Source organism: Arthrobacter sp. 08Y14 (assembly GCF_002929455.1).
Classification (GTDB): Bacteria; Actinomycetota; Actinomycetes; order Actinomycetales; family Micrococcaceae; genus Arthrobacter_B; species Arthrobacter_B sunyaminii.
On the sequence record NZ_PJIX01000001.1, the window covers coordinates 247,200 to 262,118 of the forward strand.

At 65.1% G+C, this 14,919-nt stretch carries 10 protein-coding genes and 1 pseudogene; 5 read left to right on the top strand and 6 right to left on the bottom strand.

Annotated elements, in window-relative coordinates; translation table 11 throughout:
• Positions 1-45: 45 nt before the first annotated feature.
• Together CXR03_RS01110 and CXR03_RS01115 are read right to left on the bottom strand one after the other, a co-directional pair.
• A complete protein-coding gene (locus tag CXR03_RS01110) occupies positions 46-2,967 on the bottom strand; it encodes a UPF0182 family protein (protein ID WP_258073521.1) in 2,922 nt (973 codons plus the stop codon).
• Between the two features lie 310 nt (positions 2,968-3,277).
• The gene (locus tag CXR03_RS01115) at positions 3,278-4,444 is read right to left on the bottom strand and encodes a PDZ domain-containing protein (protein ID WP_258073441.1); all 1,167 of its coding nucleotides are present in this window, start codon (positions 4,442-4,444) and stop codon (positions 3,278-3,280) included.
• Positions 4,445-4,743: 299 nt separating this feature from the next.
• Between CXR03_RS01115 and CXR03_RS01120 the strand changes: the two genes are divergently transcribed.
• The gene (locus CXR03_RS01120; protein WP_181034462.1) at positions 4,744-6,192 is read left to right on the top strand and encodes a zinc-dependent metalloprotease; all 1,449 of its coding nucleotides are present in this window, start codon (positions 4,744-4,746) and stop codon (positions 6,190-6,192) included.
• Positions 6,193-6,237: 45 nt separating this feature from the next.
• Here the strand turns inward: CXR03_RS01120 and CXR03_RS01125 are convergent, their stop codons facing one another.
• Positions 6,238-6,879 (bottom strand): M48 family metallopeptidase, encoded by a 642-nt coding sequence (locus CXR03_RS01125; protein WP_104101409.1) that lies wholly within the window; start codon positions 6,877-6,879, stop codon positions 6,238-6,240.
• Between the two features lie 136 nt (positions 6,880-7,015).
• Here CXR03_RS01125 and CXR03_RS18525 point away from each other — a divergent pair, with 136 nt between their 5' ends.
• The gene (locus CXR03_RS18525; protein ID WP_258073442.1) at positions 7,016-8,086 is read left to right on the top strand and encodes a ThiF family adenylyltransferase; all 1,071 of its coding nucleotides are present in this window, start codon (positions 7,016-7,018) and stop codon (positions 8,084-8,086) included.
• A 28-nt stretch (positions 8,087-8,114) separates the two neighbouring features.
• On the opposite strand, the pseudogene CXR03_RS01130 reads toward CXR03_RS18525, so the two are convergent.
• A pseudogene (locus CXR03_RS01130) lies at positions 8,115-8,407 on the bottom strand (manganese catalase family protein); the annotation flags it as partial.
• A 117-nt stretch (positions 8,408-8,524) separates the two neighbouring features.
• Between CXR03_RS01130 and CXR03_RS01135 the strand changes: the two are divergent.
• On the top strand, positions 8,525-9,316 hold the full coding sequence (locus tag CXR03_RS01135; protein WP_104101411.1) for a GAF and ANTAR domain-containing protein: 792 nt from the start codon (positions 8,525-8,527) through the stop codon (positions 9,314-9,316).
• Positions 9,317-9,418: 102 nt separating this feature from the next.
• The gene (locus tag CXR03_RS01140; protein ID WP_104101412.1) at positions 9,419-9,991 is read left to right on the top strand and encodes a hypothetical protein; all 573 of its coding nucleotides are present in this window, start codon (positions 9,419-9,421) and stop codon (positions 9,989-9,991) included.
• 154 nt (positions 9,992-10,145) lie between these two features.
• Here the strand turns inward: CXR03_RS01140 and CXR03_RS01145 are convergent, their stop codons facing one another.
• Both CXR03_RS01145 and nudC read right to left on the bottom strand, forming a co-directional pair.
• Positions 10,146-12,263 carry an ATP-dependent DNA helicase UvrD2 gene (locus CXR03_RS01145; RefSeq protein ID WP_104101414.1) on the bottom strand — a complete coding sequence of 706 codons (2,118 nt, stop codon included), beginning with the start codon at positions 12,261-12,263 and terminating at the stop codon, positions 10,146-10,148.
• A complete protein-coding gene (gene nudC, locus CXR03_RS01150) occupies positions 12,260-13,222 on the bottom strand; it encodes an NAD(+) diphosphatase (protein ID WP_104101415.1) in 963 nt (320 codons plus the stop codon). The genes CXR03_RS01145 and nudC overlap by 4 nt, the downstream gene beginning before the upstream one ends.
• Before the next feature lie 141 nt (positions 13,223-13,363).
• On the opposite strand from nudC, the gene CXR03_RS18780 reads away from it, so the two are divergent.
• On the top strand, positions 13,364-14,848 hold the full coding sequence (locus CXR03_RS18780) for a macrolide 2'-phosphotransferase (protein WP_104101417.1): 1,485 nt from the start codon (positions 13,364-13,366) through the stop codon (positions 14,846-14,848).
• Positions 14,849-14,919: the final 71 nt, after the last annotated feature.

Genomic DNA, 14,919 nt, shown 5'->3' on the forward strand with positions numbered 1-14,919 from the left:
GCGGGGCCCGGCTGCAAATTGGCAGCCGGGCGCAGCCTCAGCGCGTTAGTTACCCTCGGTGGGCGCGGGAGTCGCACCCTCCGTGGCACCGGTTTCTCCACCGTCGGTTTCCCCGGCGGCAGCGTCCATGGTCTCCTGTGCGGAGATGGCGCGCTGGATTGCTGTGTTGAGCTTGTCCTGCGCCGCACCGTAGGCAGCGAAGTCGTTGTCAGCCAGTGCCGCCTGGCCTTCCTGGATGGCGGCTCCGGCATCAGCCAGGGCAGCGGCCAGGTCAGCAGCTGCCGTCGTGTCGCCCGGCACCTCGCCGGTCTCGGTGTCCGGGGTCTGGCCAACATTCTCGGAGTCACCGGTAATGGCACCGGAGTCACCGCCGAAGACCTGGTTCAGCGCTTCATCCAGTGTGGGAGCGAAGCCGACCGTCTCGCCGAAGTTCACGAGCACGCGCTGCAGCGTCGGGTAGGACGCGTCACCTGAAGACTGCACGTAGACGGGCTGCACGTAGAGCATGCCGCCGCCCACAGGCAGGGAGAGCAGGTTGCCGTTGATGACCTCGGAAGCACCCTGGCGCAGCAGGTTCAGCGCGTTGGAAACCGTCGGGTCCGAGTTGAACCGGTTCTGGGCCTGGCCGGGACCGGGGACCACGGTGTCGGTGGGCAGCGACAGCAGCCGCAGCTTTCCGTAGTCCTCACTCTTGACGCCCGCCTCGCCCGTTCCGGCATCAGCTTCGGCTGACAGGAAGCCGTACAGCACGTTGCGGGCTTCGCCGTTGGGCGAGACAAACGGAATAAACGGAGTGGTCAGGGAGAACGCTGTGTCATCCTGGCCCGGCATCTGCAGGGACAGGTAGTACGGAGGCTGCTTCACCTCGGCGTTGGCCACAGTGGGATCGTTCGGCACGGACCAGGCGTCGTCGTTCTTGAAGAACGAGTCCGCGTTGGTGACGTGGTACTTGCCCATCAGCTCACGCTGGACCTTGAACTGGTCCTCCGGGTAGCGCACGTGCGACATCAGCTCTGCGGACATCTCGCTGTACGGCTTAAGCGTGGACGGGAAGACTGCCTGCCAGGACTGCAGCAGCGGATCCTGGTCGTCCCAGGCGTACAGGGTGACGGAACCGTCGTAGGCATCAACGGTGGCCTTGACCGCGTTGCGGATGTAGTTCACCTTGTCCGCCGGAAGGGCTGCGGCACCCGTGGTGAGGGAGTCAGTGGTGGCCGCCTGCAGTTCCTGCTGGGTGGAGTAGGGGAAGTACTTGCTGGTGGTGTAGCCGTCCACAATCCATTGGACCCGGCCGTCGACGATCGCCGGGTAGGCGTTGCCGTCCACCGTCAGGTAGGGAGCAACCTTTTCGACGCGTTCGCGGGGATCGCGGTCGTAGAGGATCTGGGACTCGGGGTTGATGGCGTCCGAGAGCAGCATTTCGGTGGACTGGAACTTGATGGCGTAGACCAGCTGGTTGAACAGATTGCCCACGCTGGGTCCGCCGTCGCCGTCGAACGTTGTCTGGGACTCGTTGTCCGAGTCGCCCGTCTGCGGGCGGTCGATTTCCTGCGGTGCCGAACCCTCGGGTGCACCGACCACCGAGTAGTCGGGTGAGGATTCGCCGAAGTAGATCCGGGGTTCGTAGTCCCCCAGCACGCCGCTGGAGGGGATGCCGGATTCCATGAAGCTGGGCTTGCCGTCGGCCTGGACCGTTGATCCGCGGGCCGCGACGACGCCGTAGCCGTGCGTGTAGAGAATGTGTTCGTTGACCCAGCCGTCGGGAACGCCGTCGATGTTCAGTTCACGGACTGCAATCACCGTGTCCTGGGTTTCGCCGTCGATGTCGTAGCGGTCCACGTTCAGTGTTTCCGGGAACTGGTAGTACTGACGGAACTGCTGCAGCTGCGAGAAAGCCGGGGACACGACGTTCGGGTCCAGCAGGCGGATGTTGGAGGTGGTACCTGAATCAGCGGCCAGCGCGCCGGCATTTGCTTCAACCGTGGCCTTGTAGTCAATGACTTCGGTTTCATCCAGGCCGTAGGCCTCACGCGTGAGGTCAATGTTGCGCTGGATGTACGGCGCTTCCTTGCTCAGCTCGGAGGGCTTTACCTGGTACTGCTGCACAATCCACGGGTATACGCCGCCGGCCACGATGGCCGTGATGATGAGCATGGCCGTACCGATGATCGGCAGGCGCCACCGGCCGATGACCGCAGACACGATGAAGAGCAGCGCCACGATTACCGAGGCAACGGTGAGGATGGTCTTGGTGGGGATGACGGCTTCGACGTCGGTGTACAGGGCACCGGTCCAGGTTCCCGAGGTGCTCAGCAGGGTGTCATAGCGGTCCAGCCAGAAGTTGGCGGCCTGCAGGAGCAGGAAGCTGGCCGCAATGACGGCGATGTGGATTCGTGCCTGGCGGGAGGTGAAGATGCCCTTTTCCTCCAGGCGGATGCCGCCGTAAAGGTAGTGGGTCAGGAGTCCGGCGATGCCCGAGATGACTACGACGCTGATGAGGAAGCCAACAATGAAGCCGATGAACGGCAGCTGTGTGAGGTAGAAGCTGAAGTCCAGGCCGAACTCGGGATCCTGCTGGCCAAAGTTGCGGCTGTTGAAGAACAGAAGCGCCTGCTGCCACATGGACATGGCGGCGGTGCCGGCGAACCCGCCGACGACGACGGGGATGCCGATCATCAGAAGCTTGCGGACGGGCTCAAGCTGGGCCTGGTAGCGGTTCAGGTTGTCCTGCAGTGCGCTGTCCGGAGCATAGACAGGCCGTGACGCGTACGCGGCCCTGATGCTCAGGAAGACACACGCGGCCATCACGATGAAGGCACTGAGGAACATCGCGATTCGCGTCAGGTTTTCCTTGACGAAGACTTCGAGGTAGCCCAACTGGTTGTACCAGAGGACGTCCGCGTAGACCTGGGAGAAGTAGACGAATCCAATTACGAGGATCGCCACAACAATCAGTGTGGCAATCAGCGGGCTCGGTCCGCGCCGCTTGCCGGGGCGGGCGCCCGCGCTGGGGCTGGGTCGGGAAAATGGGCCATTAGGTCCGGAAGTCACTGTTACCTCATCGTTCGGTGCGTCGGTCCACGGCGCCTGCAACGGGTATTACAGGACATTTTTTCGTCCCCTTTGCAAGTTGCCGTGCTTTCTCATTCTGCCTTGTCTTCATTGCGGCGGGCCACCTGCCGGGCCTATCGGCAAGAACCTTTTCAAGATCGTGATGGGCCGCCCGGAACATCCGGCGCCGTTTGGCAGCTATATTGCTGCCTTTTCCTGTCCGTCCCTAGTCCGCCGAGCACTGTGCCAGACCGTCCGGGTCTGCCCCGGCGGCCAGATCCTCGACGGCACTGCGGGCCTCATCCAGCGTGGCCACCCGGACCACGGCCAGCCCGTCCGGGATGTTTCCCACCACTTCACCACAGTTGTCGTCCGGTGCGAGGAAGAACTGCGCGCCGGCGTCGGACGCGCCCTCCATCTTCTGGGCAATTCCGCCAATGGCGCCGACCTTTCCAGCCGAGTCAATGGTTCCGGTTCCGGCAAAGTGCTTCCCTCCCGTCAGCTCTTCGGGGGTCAGCCGGTCAATGATGCCCAGGGCAAACATCATGCCGGCAGACGGGCCGCCCACGTTGTCCAGGGCGATGCTGACGTCGAAGGGGAACTCGAAACTCGTTGCGAGGTAAATGCCGAGCTGATAGGAACCGGCGTCACCGGGAACGGGGGTAAGCGCTGCTGCCTGCTCCTCCCCGTCGCGCCGGTAGGTGACGTCCACCGGATCGCCGCCGCTTTCCTGCAGTTTGGTGCGGAGGGTGTCGATCCCGTCGATATCCGTGCCGTCCACCCTGATGAGGGTGTCTCCAGCCTGCAGCACGCCGGCGGCTGGCGAGTCCTCCACGAGATCCGCCACGGCGAGCTCCTCGGTGAAGGCGATGTCCAGTTCGCGCAGTGCCGCAGCAACGGCTGCCTCCTGGGACGAGGTCATGGCTGCTGCATTCTGCTCATCAACCTCCTCGCCGGTGGTTCCGCGGGGGTAGACAAACTCCTCGGGAACCACGGAGTCTTCCGGGCTCAACCAGGCTCCGACGGCTTCCAGAAAGCTCATGGCGCTGCCCGGACCACCGGCAACATAGACCGTGGTGAGGTCCAGCTCGCCCTGCGTGGGGTAAGTGGTGGCACCGTCGATCTCGATGAGGGGCGAGTCTTCCCCGTTCCCCGTCTTCACGGTTCCGACGGTGTTGAAAGTGGGGCCGGGCGATTCCACCACATAGGGTGCCGGAAGGAACACGGCAACGGCGCCCAGAGCCAGGGTGAGCGCCCCCGAGATCACCAGCGCGCGTGACCGCGGGTCCCTGTGGTGGGCGGCGGGACGGGACGGCGGCGGCACGGGGCCGTTCCAGGCCGCCGGGTCATGCCCGCCGGCAGCGGGGTCGTGCGGAGTATCTGAGGGGCGCAAGTGGCCAACCCTTTTCTGCTGAGGCGGGAACCCGAGGCAACCCACAGAGGCTGAAACGGCGAAGACTGCCACCCAGCCTACGCCCGCGTGCTCTGCCCTGCCGGCATTCACGCCTGGGCGCTTTGCCAACAGCGAACGAATCGGGAGAACGCGGGACAGGCATACGGGCATGCCGGTAACGTAAGGAAACCATGGTCGCTGTTCGGCGGTCCATGGTTCGGGGCAGTTGCCGGCCGCTGGCCGGCTGACATTCTGCACCTTGCAATGCACTTCAATCTTCCACAGGACCGGTGGTATCCATGAGCTCCAACCCTTCCGACTCCGGGGATACGCCCCAGGATCCGCTTTCCGAGATGCTTGCCAAGCTCTTCGGCGGCGCGGGCGCCGGCGGCATGGATCCGTCCGAACTGGCAAAGGCAGCCGGGCTTCCCTCTGACCCCAATGCCATGGCCATGATCTTTCAGCAGGTCCAGGCAATGTTCAGCGCTCCGTCCGACGGCCCCGTCAACTGGCAGCTCGCCAAGGACAACGCCCGCCGTGTTGCTGCGGCAGACAGCGATCCCTCCGTGTCAGCTGCGCAGCGCCGCGAAGTCGACGAAGCTCTGCACCTCGCCCAGCTTTGGCTGGATCCGGTGACGGATTTCGCTTCCACATCCACACTGGGACAGGCCTGGAGCCGGGCCGAGTGGGTAGAAGCCACCATGGACTCCTGGAAGCGACTGACGGAGCCGGTGGCGGTCAGCATTTCGCAGGCCCTCTCCAACGCCATCACCACTCAAATGCCCGAGGAAATGAAGGTCATGATGGGTGGGGCCTCCTCGATGCTCGCCAATATGGGCGGGGCCATGTTCGGAATCCAGCTTGGCCAAGCCGTTGGCGCGCTTTCCAAGGAGGTTGTCAGCTCCACCGATATCGGTCTTCCGCTGGCTGCCGGAACCATGGCGCTGCTGCCGGCCAACGTGACCAAATTCGGTGAGGGCCTGGACGTTCCCGAGACCGAAATCCGGTTGTATTTGGCGGTCCGCGAAGCGGCACACGCCCGGCTTTTCACCCACGCTCCTTGGCTGGGTGCCCACCTCTTCGGTGCCATCGAAAGTTATGCCCGCGGCATCCACATCGACATGTCCAAGATTGAGGAAGTGGCCCGGGACCTGGATCCGTCCAACCCGGAGTCCATCCAGGAAGCCCTCTCCGGCGGAGTCTTCCAACCCGAGCAGACGCCTGCGCAGGCAGCGGCACTGGAACGCCTGGAAACGGCACTGGCACTGGTGGAAGGCTGGGTTGACGAGGTCACCGCAGCCGCCACGGTCAATCTGCCCTCCGCCGGTGCCCTGCGTGAGATGATCCGGCGGCGCCGTGCCAGCGGCGGTCCGGCAGAGCACACCTTCTCCTCGCTCGTCGGCCTTGAACTGCGGCCGCGCCGTCTTCGTGACGCCGCCGCCCTATGGTCCCAGCTGCGTGAAGAGCGCGGCATCGAAGGCCGCGACGCTGTCTGGGAACACCCGGATCTCATTCCCACGTCCAAGGACCTGGATGACCCGCAGGGCTTCAGCAAGCGCCGTGAGCTGCTCGAGGCCTCGGATTCCGACGTGGACGCCGCTTTGCAGCGCCTGCTCGACGGCGGTTTTGACACGCCAGCAGAAGATCCCGCCGGCTCGGATGAAACACCGGAAGACGGCGCGGACGAGGGACCGGGAAACGGTGAAGAAGGAAACGGTTCGGACGAGGGCGAAGCACCCAAGCCCTGACCGGCCCCGACGGGCACGATTGAAGAGCCGGGCGGCAGGCGAAAGCTAGTCGCCCGGCTCTTCGGCGCCCTGGTCCTCCTGCATGGCACCGTCCAGCCCCCGCGCGGAGGCAAAGGCCGCCCCCTGGAGGTAGGCCTTGGCTGTTTCGGTTTGCGGGTAGGACTCCAGCAGGCGCCAGAAAGCCGGAGAGTGTGAAGCCTCAATCAGATGTGCCAATTCGTGCAGCAGTACATAATCCACCACCCACCCGGGCATTCCCCGCAGCTTGTCGGAAAGCCGAATGGTTCCCCGTGCCGGGGTGGCTGACCCCCAGCGCGAGTTCTGGTTGCTGACCCACCGCACCGACACCGGCCGGGCAGCCCCGCCCAGATACCGCTGTGACAATTGGGCCGCACGCTCGGCAAGCTCATTGGCACGGTCCTGCGGATCGGGCAGCTGTGCCGGAGCCGTGCGCTGCTCAAGGCGCATCACCATGCGCTGGACCCACTCCGCTTCCTGCGCCGTGGTGAAGTGGCCGGGGATCGAAATGACCGCTTTTCCGTCCCGGAAGGCGGCGTTCACCGTACGCCTGCGCTTGGCTGAGCGCCGCACTTCAATGGGGATGCCGGTGCTGGTTACCGACGGCACTGCTGTCCCGCCGGAGCGGAGCCGGCGTTGTGCTGAGCGGGGTAAATCTCCTGAAGGCATGTCTTAACCCTAGGCGAGGCAGCGGTGTGCCAGCGCACCTGTGGATAACCGCTCCCCTCTTTCCAGCCGCATGCCAAGATGGCTCAGCAGGCCCTTCCCGCCTGCTGCCGAGCGGATGTCCCATTTGGAGGTTTCCATGCGGATCAACCCCGGAATTCATGTCCTGGCGCTCTCGCTGACAGCCCGCCAATTCGGGCTGGGGCCGGATGCTCTCGTGGTCCGCGGGCTGCAGGCGGGCGATGTGGAGTTTTTGGCGGTTCTCCGCGCCGGAGTCACGGACGGTGCGGAGACTGCAGCCGCCCGGCAGTGCTCCGTCCCGGCACAGCGTGCCCGCGCCCTGATCTCCGCCCTCTCCCCCGTACTTGTGTCGTGTGCCGATACGGCGGAGCCGCCCGGGCAGGCTGTTCCGGCGCTGCGCCTCGAACGGCTGGCCGGGGATCTGGACCATTTGTCGGCGTCGTATCGGATGAATGCAGACGCATGTGCCCGTTCCCGTGCCCGTGCAGTGGTGGAGGTCAGCGGATTAAGCCGCACCGGAGCCCTTCTTGCCCGCACTCTGGCCGGCGCCGGCGTCGGCACCCTGGTCCTGAGCGACCCCGGAGTGGTGCTGCCCTCCGATGTGGGCGCTGCCTATCCCCTCACTGACCTGGGAATGGGACGTGCGCAGGCAGTGAAACGGCACATTTACCGGTTGGATCCCACCGTGCAGGTTCTTCCCACCACCGGCCCGGAGCAAAGTCTGCGGGCAGGGAACCTGGACCTGGCGGTCGTGGTCGGCGGCCCACCCATTGCCGGACGCCAGACGGGCCTGCCAACGCGGGAACATCCCCTCCTGAGCGTGACTGTCCATGAGGCGGGCATAGACGTGGGGCCGCTGGTGGTTCCGGGGCTGACACCCTGCCTGGAATGTCTCGAGCTGCAGCTCATCGACGGCGACAGCACGTGGCACGACGCATCGGAGGCCTTGGGGCGGCAGCAGGTGGAGGCCCGGCCCGCCGGCGAGGAAACAGCCGGAGCCGTCTCTGCCGCCGGTACCGCTGCCGCCCAGGTGCTGTCCTTTCTGGACGGCGTGGTGCAACCGGTCACTTGGTCCGCTGTGCTTTCGCTGCGGGCGGCCGACGGATATGCCGGCCTGAAAAAACTTGCGTTCCACCCGGAGTGCGGCTGCCGACTGCAACGGAAAAACACTCCGGCGCAGGCGTCCTAGCGCTTTTTCGACGTCGTTGCTGTCCATCGACGGCATCGTCGGTAATACCGAGGAGAGCCTTTTCGAGCAGCTGGGCGATCATGATGGCGAGCATCTCCACAGGCCCTGTCTCCTCAGCCGCAATCCCGTAAAATAGATGTCGGTACTTGCCGGGCAGGTGCGAATCCAGGACTGGAAGCCGTGCTGCATTGCTACGGTAATTTCAACGTACTGTCCGCCGAGCACTTCCTGTAGCTTGCGTGCGTAGACGGCATCCGACTTATCCGGCGTTGCCTTGAACTGAAGTTCCTGCCTGCGAAAAACACTATTCGCCTCCGTCAGGCCCGACAGTTGCGCCTCTGATGCCGACACCGGGCCGGGCCCGTGACTGGCATCTGAACCGGCACGCAGCTAACAAACACACTTAGTAACGGCAGCAGGGGTGGAGAGGACCACCAAATGAAACAGATGCAGGGGATCCATCCAGAGGTTAGGCATGCACTCGAGAGCCATGCCGGAACGCCCGACACCCTGGACAGCTTCTTGCTGGACCGGTTGGAAGACGTCATTCTCTCAAGCTGCGCCGTCCCGGAATTCCTGCAGCGGCTGGCCGTCCTCACGTCAGAGACCTTCTCGACGGACACCGACCCGGTACTCACCGCCATAGCCCTGCTCCGGGACCGCAAGCCTGTCTGCATGGGGTTCAGCAGCGAGCCACCCCCGTCCGTTGAAAAGCTGGAGTACGCCTTTCGCCGGGGACCGGCGAAAGCGGCCGTGAACGAAGAGGCCACTGTGCACATATCCGACCTTCAAAGCGACCCCGCCGGCGGTGCCTACGCCGACGTCGGGCAGCAGCTTGGCGTGCGCTCCCTGATCTTCGTTCCCCTGAATCTCGACACCGAAGGACGTGCCGGGCTCACGCTGTACTCGGCCCGGCCAAACCGGTTCGATGCCGGTGCCGTTTCCCGCGCCGAGGCGTACGCCCGCCGGATCCTCAAGCCGCTCCGCATCGCCGCACGCCTGGCATCGAGGGAGGAGCAGTCCTCGGACCTGAGGGCGGCCATGGAGTCCCGCACCACCATCGATCTGGCCATGGGAATTGTGATGGGACAGAACCGCTGCGGCCAGGACGAAGCCTTCACCATCCTGCGGTCCGCCTGCAGCCGCCGCAACATAAAGCTCCGGGACCTGGCGGCACTTTTGGTGGCCTCAGTGGGCGAAAGAGCGCCGCGGACGCACTTCGATTTCTGACACGGCCGCCCGGTCCTCCCGATTTGCTCCCGCCAAGGTCGGCCTCCTACGCTTAAAACAGAGGCTCAGCAGTGCGCCCAGGAACTCTTCTTTTGGAGACCCGTGGAACATAAACTGCATGTCCTCGTCCAGCTTGATGCCGACCCCGCCGAGGCGGTACTGCAAGTATCGGGCTGCCTGACGGCCGAAAGCTGCCAGGCCCTGCCTCCCATCGTTCAGAAAGCCGCTGCCCTTCTCCACGGAAACCGGATCACGGTTGACCTGACACGGGCACGGCACATCGAACGGGAAGCTGTTGCCCTTCTGCGCAGCGGCACCGGCTTCGGCAAGTCCGAACTCGTGGTCAAGTGCCCGGACCTTCTGCCCCAATGCCCAGCACCGAAGACGGCCCCGCGGTGGCACCAGGGGAACCAGGAGCCTTTCCCCACCCAACGTCGCTCTGCGCTGTCGTGGATGGACCTTCCGACGGATCCGCTGGACACCGAGGCTCTGGCAGCCCTTCCCCAGCGCACTCTGCAGGCCCTGACGGACCGGGTTTTCCACCAGTTGAATTCCGATCATCCATCTGCCTTCGCGCTCGAGTGGTACAGCGCGCTGTGCGGGGAATGGGCCCGTCGCACGGGACCCGGCGCAGGCCAAAGCACCACGAAGATCTACGACCACGAGTATCCGTAAGCCCCTGACCCGCGGGCATAGGCAATGCCCGCTCCAGCCAGCGGAAGCAGGCGTCGCCCGCCCAGGCGGGCGGGCATCCGCTGGAAGACGGCAGTAAACCCGGTGAAACCGCGCAGTCGAGGGCTGCACCGTGTGACCTGACGCCGACGTGCCGCTAGTTGTCGGCCAGCACCCGCAGCACGGCCTCCCCGTAGCGTTCCAGCTTGGACGGTCCGACACCGGGCAGGGTTGCCAGCCGGTTCAGCGACGGCGGGCGGTCCTCGGCAATGGCCACCAGCGTGGCGTCCGTAAAGACCACAAAGGCAGGGATCCCGGCCTCGGACGCTGCTTCACGGCGCCATTCCCGCAGGGCATCAAAGGTGCTCTCTTCATAGGTCACCGGGCATTCGCCGCAGCGGCCCACCTTCCGCTCGGCTCCGGTGGTGAGCAGGGTTCCGCAAACGCGGCACTTGGCCGGGCCGCTGGATTTGCGCCGTGCCGGGGCCTTGGGCGTAACAGTGCGCTGCAGGTCGCGGGTTGTCTGCGGCCGCAGGCCGTCCAGGAACCGGGACGGCTTGCGGTTGGCACGGCCGCCTGGGGTGCGGGCAGTGGACCAGGAAAGATGCAGGTGTTCCCGGGCACGGGTGATGCCCACATAGAGCAGCCGCCGCTCTTCATCCACTGCCTCGGGGGTGTCCGCGAAGGAGATTGGCATCAGCCCTTCACTGAGCCCCACCAGGAACACCGCATCCCATTCCAGGCCCTTGGCGGAGTGCAGCGAGGCCAGCGTAACGCCTTGGACCGTGGGGGCATGCTGCGCGGCTGCACGCTCGTCAAGCTCTGCAACAAAGTCCATCAGCGTGAAGATTGCGTCGGGATCCTGAGTGCGGTTGGCGTGCAGTTCATCAGCCAGTGCCACCAGGGCTGCCAGCGACTCCCACTTTTCCCGCACGGCGCCGCCGCCGGCCGGAGCCTCAGGACTGTAGCCCAGGGACACCAGGATGTCCCGGACCAGCTGGGGCACCGGCTCGTTGCCCACTGAACGCGAGGCTGCCCGCAGCTGGAGCATGGCATCGCGCACTTCGCGCCGTGCGAAGAACCGCTCCCCGCCGCGCAGCTGGTAGCCGATGCCGGCGGTGGCCAGCGCCTGCTCGTAGGCCTGGGACTGACCGTTGGTGCGGAAAAGGATGGCGATTTCCGCAGGCTTCACGCCGTCCTTGATCAGCGCCTTGATACGTTCGGCCACCGAGGCGGCTTCGGCGTCGTCGTCGGCGCATTCCGTAAAGGTCGGCTCGGGACCGGCCGGACGCTGGGCAATCAGCTCCAGCGGCTTGGGCCACGGCGGAGCGAACCGCGAGCGCTCCCCCTCCGCCGTGCGGGCGGCAAGGATCCGGTTGGCCAGTCCCACCACTTGGGGCGTGGAGCGGTAGTCCCGCACCAGTTTGACGATGGGAGCGTTGGGGAACCGAGACGGGAAACCCAGCAGGTGCTTGGAAGTGGCGCCGGTGAACGAGTAGATGGTCTGGCTGGAGTCGCCCACCACGCACAGTTCGTCACGCCCGCCCAGCCACAGGTCCAGGAGCCGCTGCTGGAGCGGGGACACATCCTGGTACTCGTCCACCACGAAGTGGCGGTACTGGTCCCGCACCGTGGCGGCCACGCGTTCGTCCTCCTGCAGAATGCCCACAGTGATCAGCAGGACGTCCTCGAAGTCGATGACGTTGCGGTCCACCTTGACGTCTTCATAGGCCTGGAAGATGCGGGAAATGGTGATGAGGTCAAAACCTGCCGGAGCATCGCGTCCCTTGGCAGCGGACACATAGCTTTCCGGCGTCAGCATGGACACCTTGGCCCATTCGATCTCGGCGGCGACGTCCCGGATGGCGGCGCGGTCGGTGGAGAGCCTCAGGCGCCGGGCGGCTTCGGCAATGAACTGGGCCTTGTGGCTGAGCAGGTCCGGGAGCTGGCCGCCGACGGTCTGCGGCCAGAAGTACTGCAGCTGCTTCAGGGCAGCGGCGTGGAAGGTCTTGGCCTGCACTCCGCCGGCGCCCAGGTCCCGCAGGCGGGTACGCATTTCAGCCGCTGCGCGGGCGGTGAACGTCACGGCCAGTACCCGCTGGGGCTTGTACACGCCGGTGTGCACCCCGTAAGCCATGCGGTGGGTAATGGCGCGGGTCTTACCGGTACCGGCACCCGCGAGGACACACAGCGGGCCGGTCAGGGAGGTGGCCACTTCACGCTGTTCATCATCCAGTCCGGCGAGGATTCGGGCTTCAACGGAGTCGCCGCTCATGCCTGCGCCTCGACCTCGGGTTCTGTGATCGGTCCTCCGTACCAGCGTTCAATCAGATTCCGTGCAATGGAGATCCCGCTGGCAATCGTAATTTCACCGCTGGCTACTGCCTCTCCCAGTTCTTCCCTGGTGAACCAGCGCACGTCTGAAATCTCAACGCCGTCGGGTGTCGTGGCGGTGTCCTCGGTGCGGGCGGTGAAACCCAGCATCAGGGAGCAGGGGAAGGGCCAGGGCTGTGAGCCCAAATACTGCGGAGAGTGGACGGTCAGCCCGGACTCTTCGGCCACCTCACGGATGACGGCCGCTTCCAGGGACTCTCCCGGCTCCACGAACCCGGCCAATGTGGAGTAGCGGTTGCCCTTCCATGCGGCAGCCGAGCCGAGCAGGATGCGGTCCTGCGGGTCGGTGATGGCCACGATGATCGCCGGATCCGTGCGGGGGAAATGCTGGCTGTTGTCCTGCGGGCAGCGGCGGACCCAGCCGCCCTGCTCGGGAACGGTGGCGGCACCGCAGCGCGGGCAGTGAGTGTGGGCGGCATGCCAGTTGGAGACGGCAGCTGCCTCCACAAAAAGGGCGGCGTCCAGCTCGCCCAGGAGGACGGCGACTTCGCGCAGCGATGCCCAGCGGGCGCCGTCGATCTCCAGCAGCTGATCTTCCTGAGTTAAAGTCACCAGTACGACGTCGGTGCCTGCCGGTTCCTGCGCGTCCGCCAGGGTGCGGCCAAGGTAGATGGGCACGTCTCCGAATCCGGTCTCCGCGACCGGGGCGAGCACCACCTCGGTGCTGTTGATCAGGGCCTTACCCCCGGCCATGTACATGACGCGGGTGGCGGGATTTGTGCGGATCTTTTCAAAGAGGTCCGCGGCGACACGGCGGTCCGAACCGCGGTCCACTGCTGTGCGGGCCAGCGGCAATAATCCTAAAGGGGGTACAACTGCTACCGGTGCTGAGCTGCTCATGTTCCTACCGTACTGACTTGCACCCCCCAACCTGTAGTTCGCCCCCGGACTACCCGCCCGGCTGAGTTATTGCTCACCCATCCGGCGACTCGCCGTGAGCCTATGGTTATTCGCACCACATCTGCCTCTACGGTTGAAGATGTGAAACGCACCCCCATGGAATTGGCAGCAATGGCCAGCGCCGCCGTCCCCGGGCTGGCCCCCACCGGCGTCGCAGGCTCCCCCGACGACGCCGCGGACTTCGACTCCGCCGTCCTTGTCGACGAAGCCGGAAAGCAGTGGCGGGTACGTTCGCCCAAGCACATCGATGCCAGCATGCGGCTGGAAACAGAGCTCCTGGTACTGCGGGCCTTCGTGCCGGCGGTACGGGCAGAGCTCCCGTTTGCCCTGCCCTATGTGGCCGGCACCGTACGGCAGGGTGACCTCTGCACTTTTGTCTACTCGCATCTGCCCGGTTCCACCCGGGACATTGATTCACTCGTAGCCGAAGGCGGGCCGCTGCCCCGCGAGGTGGGGCGTGCCATGGCCGCCATCCATAGCCTGCCGCATGACCTGGTGAATGACGCCGATCTGCCCAGCTATTCGGCAAACGAGTTCCGGCAGCGCAAACTCAACGAACTGGACCAGGCCGCCACCACGGGCAAAATCCCCCCGGTGCTGCTGCGCCGCTGGGAACACGCCCTTGAGGACGTCACCCTGTGGCGCTTCAACCCTTCAGTGGTTCACGGTGACCTGCACGAAGACAACCTGCTGGTTTCCAACGGCCGCATCAGTGCCGTCACGGGCTGGACGGACCTTCGCATCGGCGACCCGGCGGACGACTTTGCCTGGCTGATCGCCGCCAACGATCCCACCTTTACCGACGCCGTGCATGCTGCTTACAACGCCGCACGTCCGGAAGCGCCTGATCCTCATCTGATCCGCCGGGCAGCTCTCTCCGCGGAGTTCGCACTCGCACAGTGGCTGGTACGGGGCGTGGCAGCCGAGAACCCGGGAATGGTTGCCGAGGCCGAGGAAATGCTCGCTACCCTTGAAGCGGACATTCTGGAGCAGGAAGCAGCGGAAAAGGCCGAGCAGGACGACGCCGAAGCCCGTGCGGCGGAAAGTGCCGCAGCCTACAGGGCCGCTGCTGCGGAAAAAGCCGCGGCAGCCGATGCCGCGGCAGCCAGCCAGGCCGCCGCACCTGCAGTTGTGCTTCCCGCTTCCCATCCGGCTCCGGCCAAGGGTCCCACGGTCAGCGGTACGGTGAGCGCAGGCTCTTCACGCGTCACGGTCATGCCCATCGAGACTGTGCCTGCTAAATCCGCAACAGACGGCGCACAGGATTCAGGCAATCCCCCGGCGGCGGCCACTGGTGCCATTTCCGCGGTTGCCGTTCCGCAGGGCGCCTCTTCAAGCGGTGCTCCTTCAACAGGTGCTTCCGCATCAGAAACCTCCTCGTCGAAGGTCACCGTCCTCGACGCAAGCAGCGGGCCTGAGGCAGAGTCCGGAAAAACACGGAACGAGGATTCATCCTCCGCCGCACGTTCCGAAGCGGCAAAGCCGGCCGCAGCTGATGATTCACACGGAAAGCAGCAGAATTCCGGTCCCGCGAAAAAGAAGTTTGGACCGATAAAGAAGAAGTAGGTACAGGCGGCCGCATCTGCCTTCCCCTGGCGCGCGCCAAACCCGGTCCGGCATCCGCTGGCCCTTTTGAT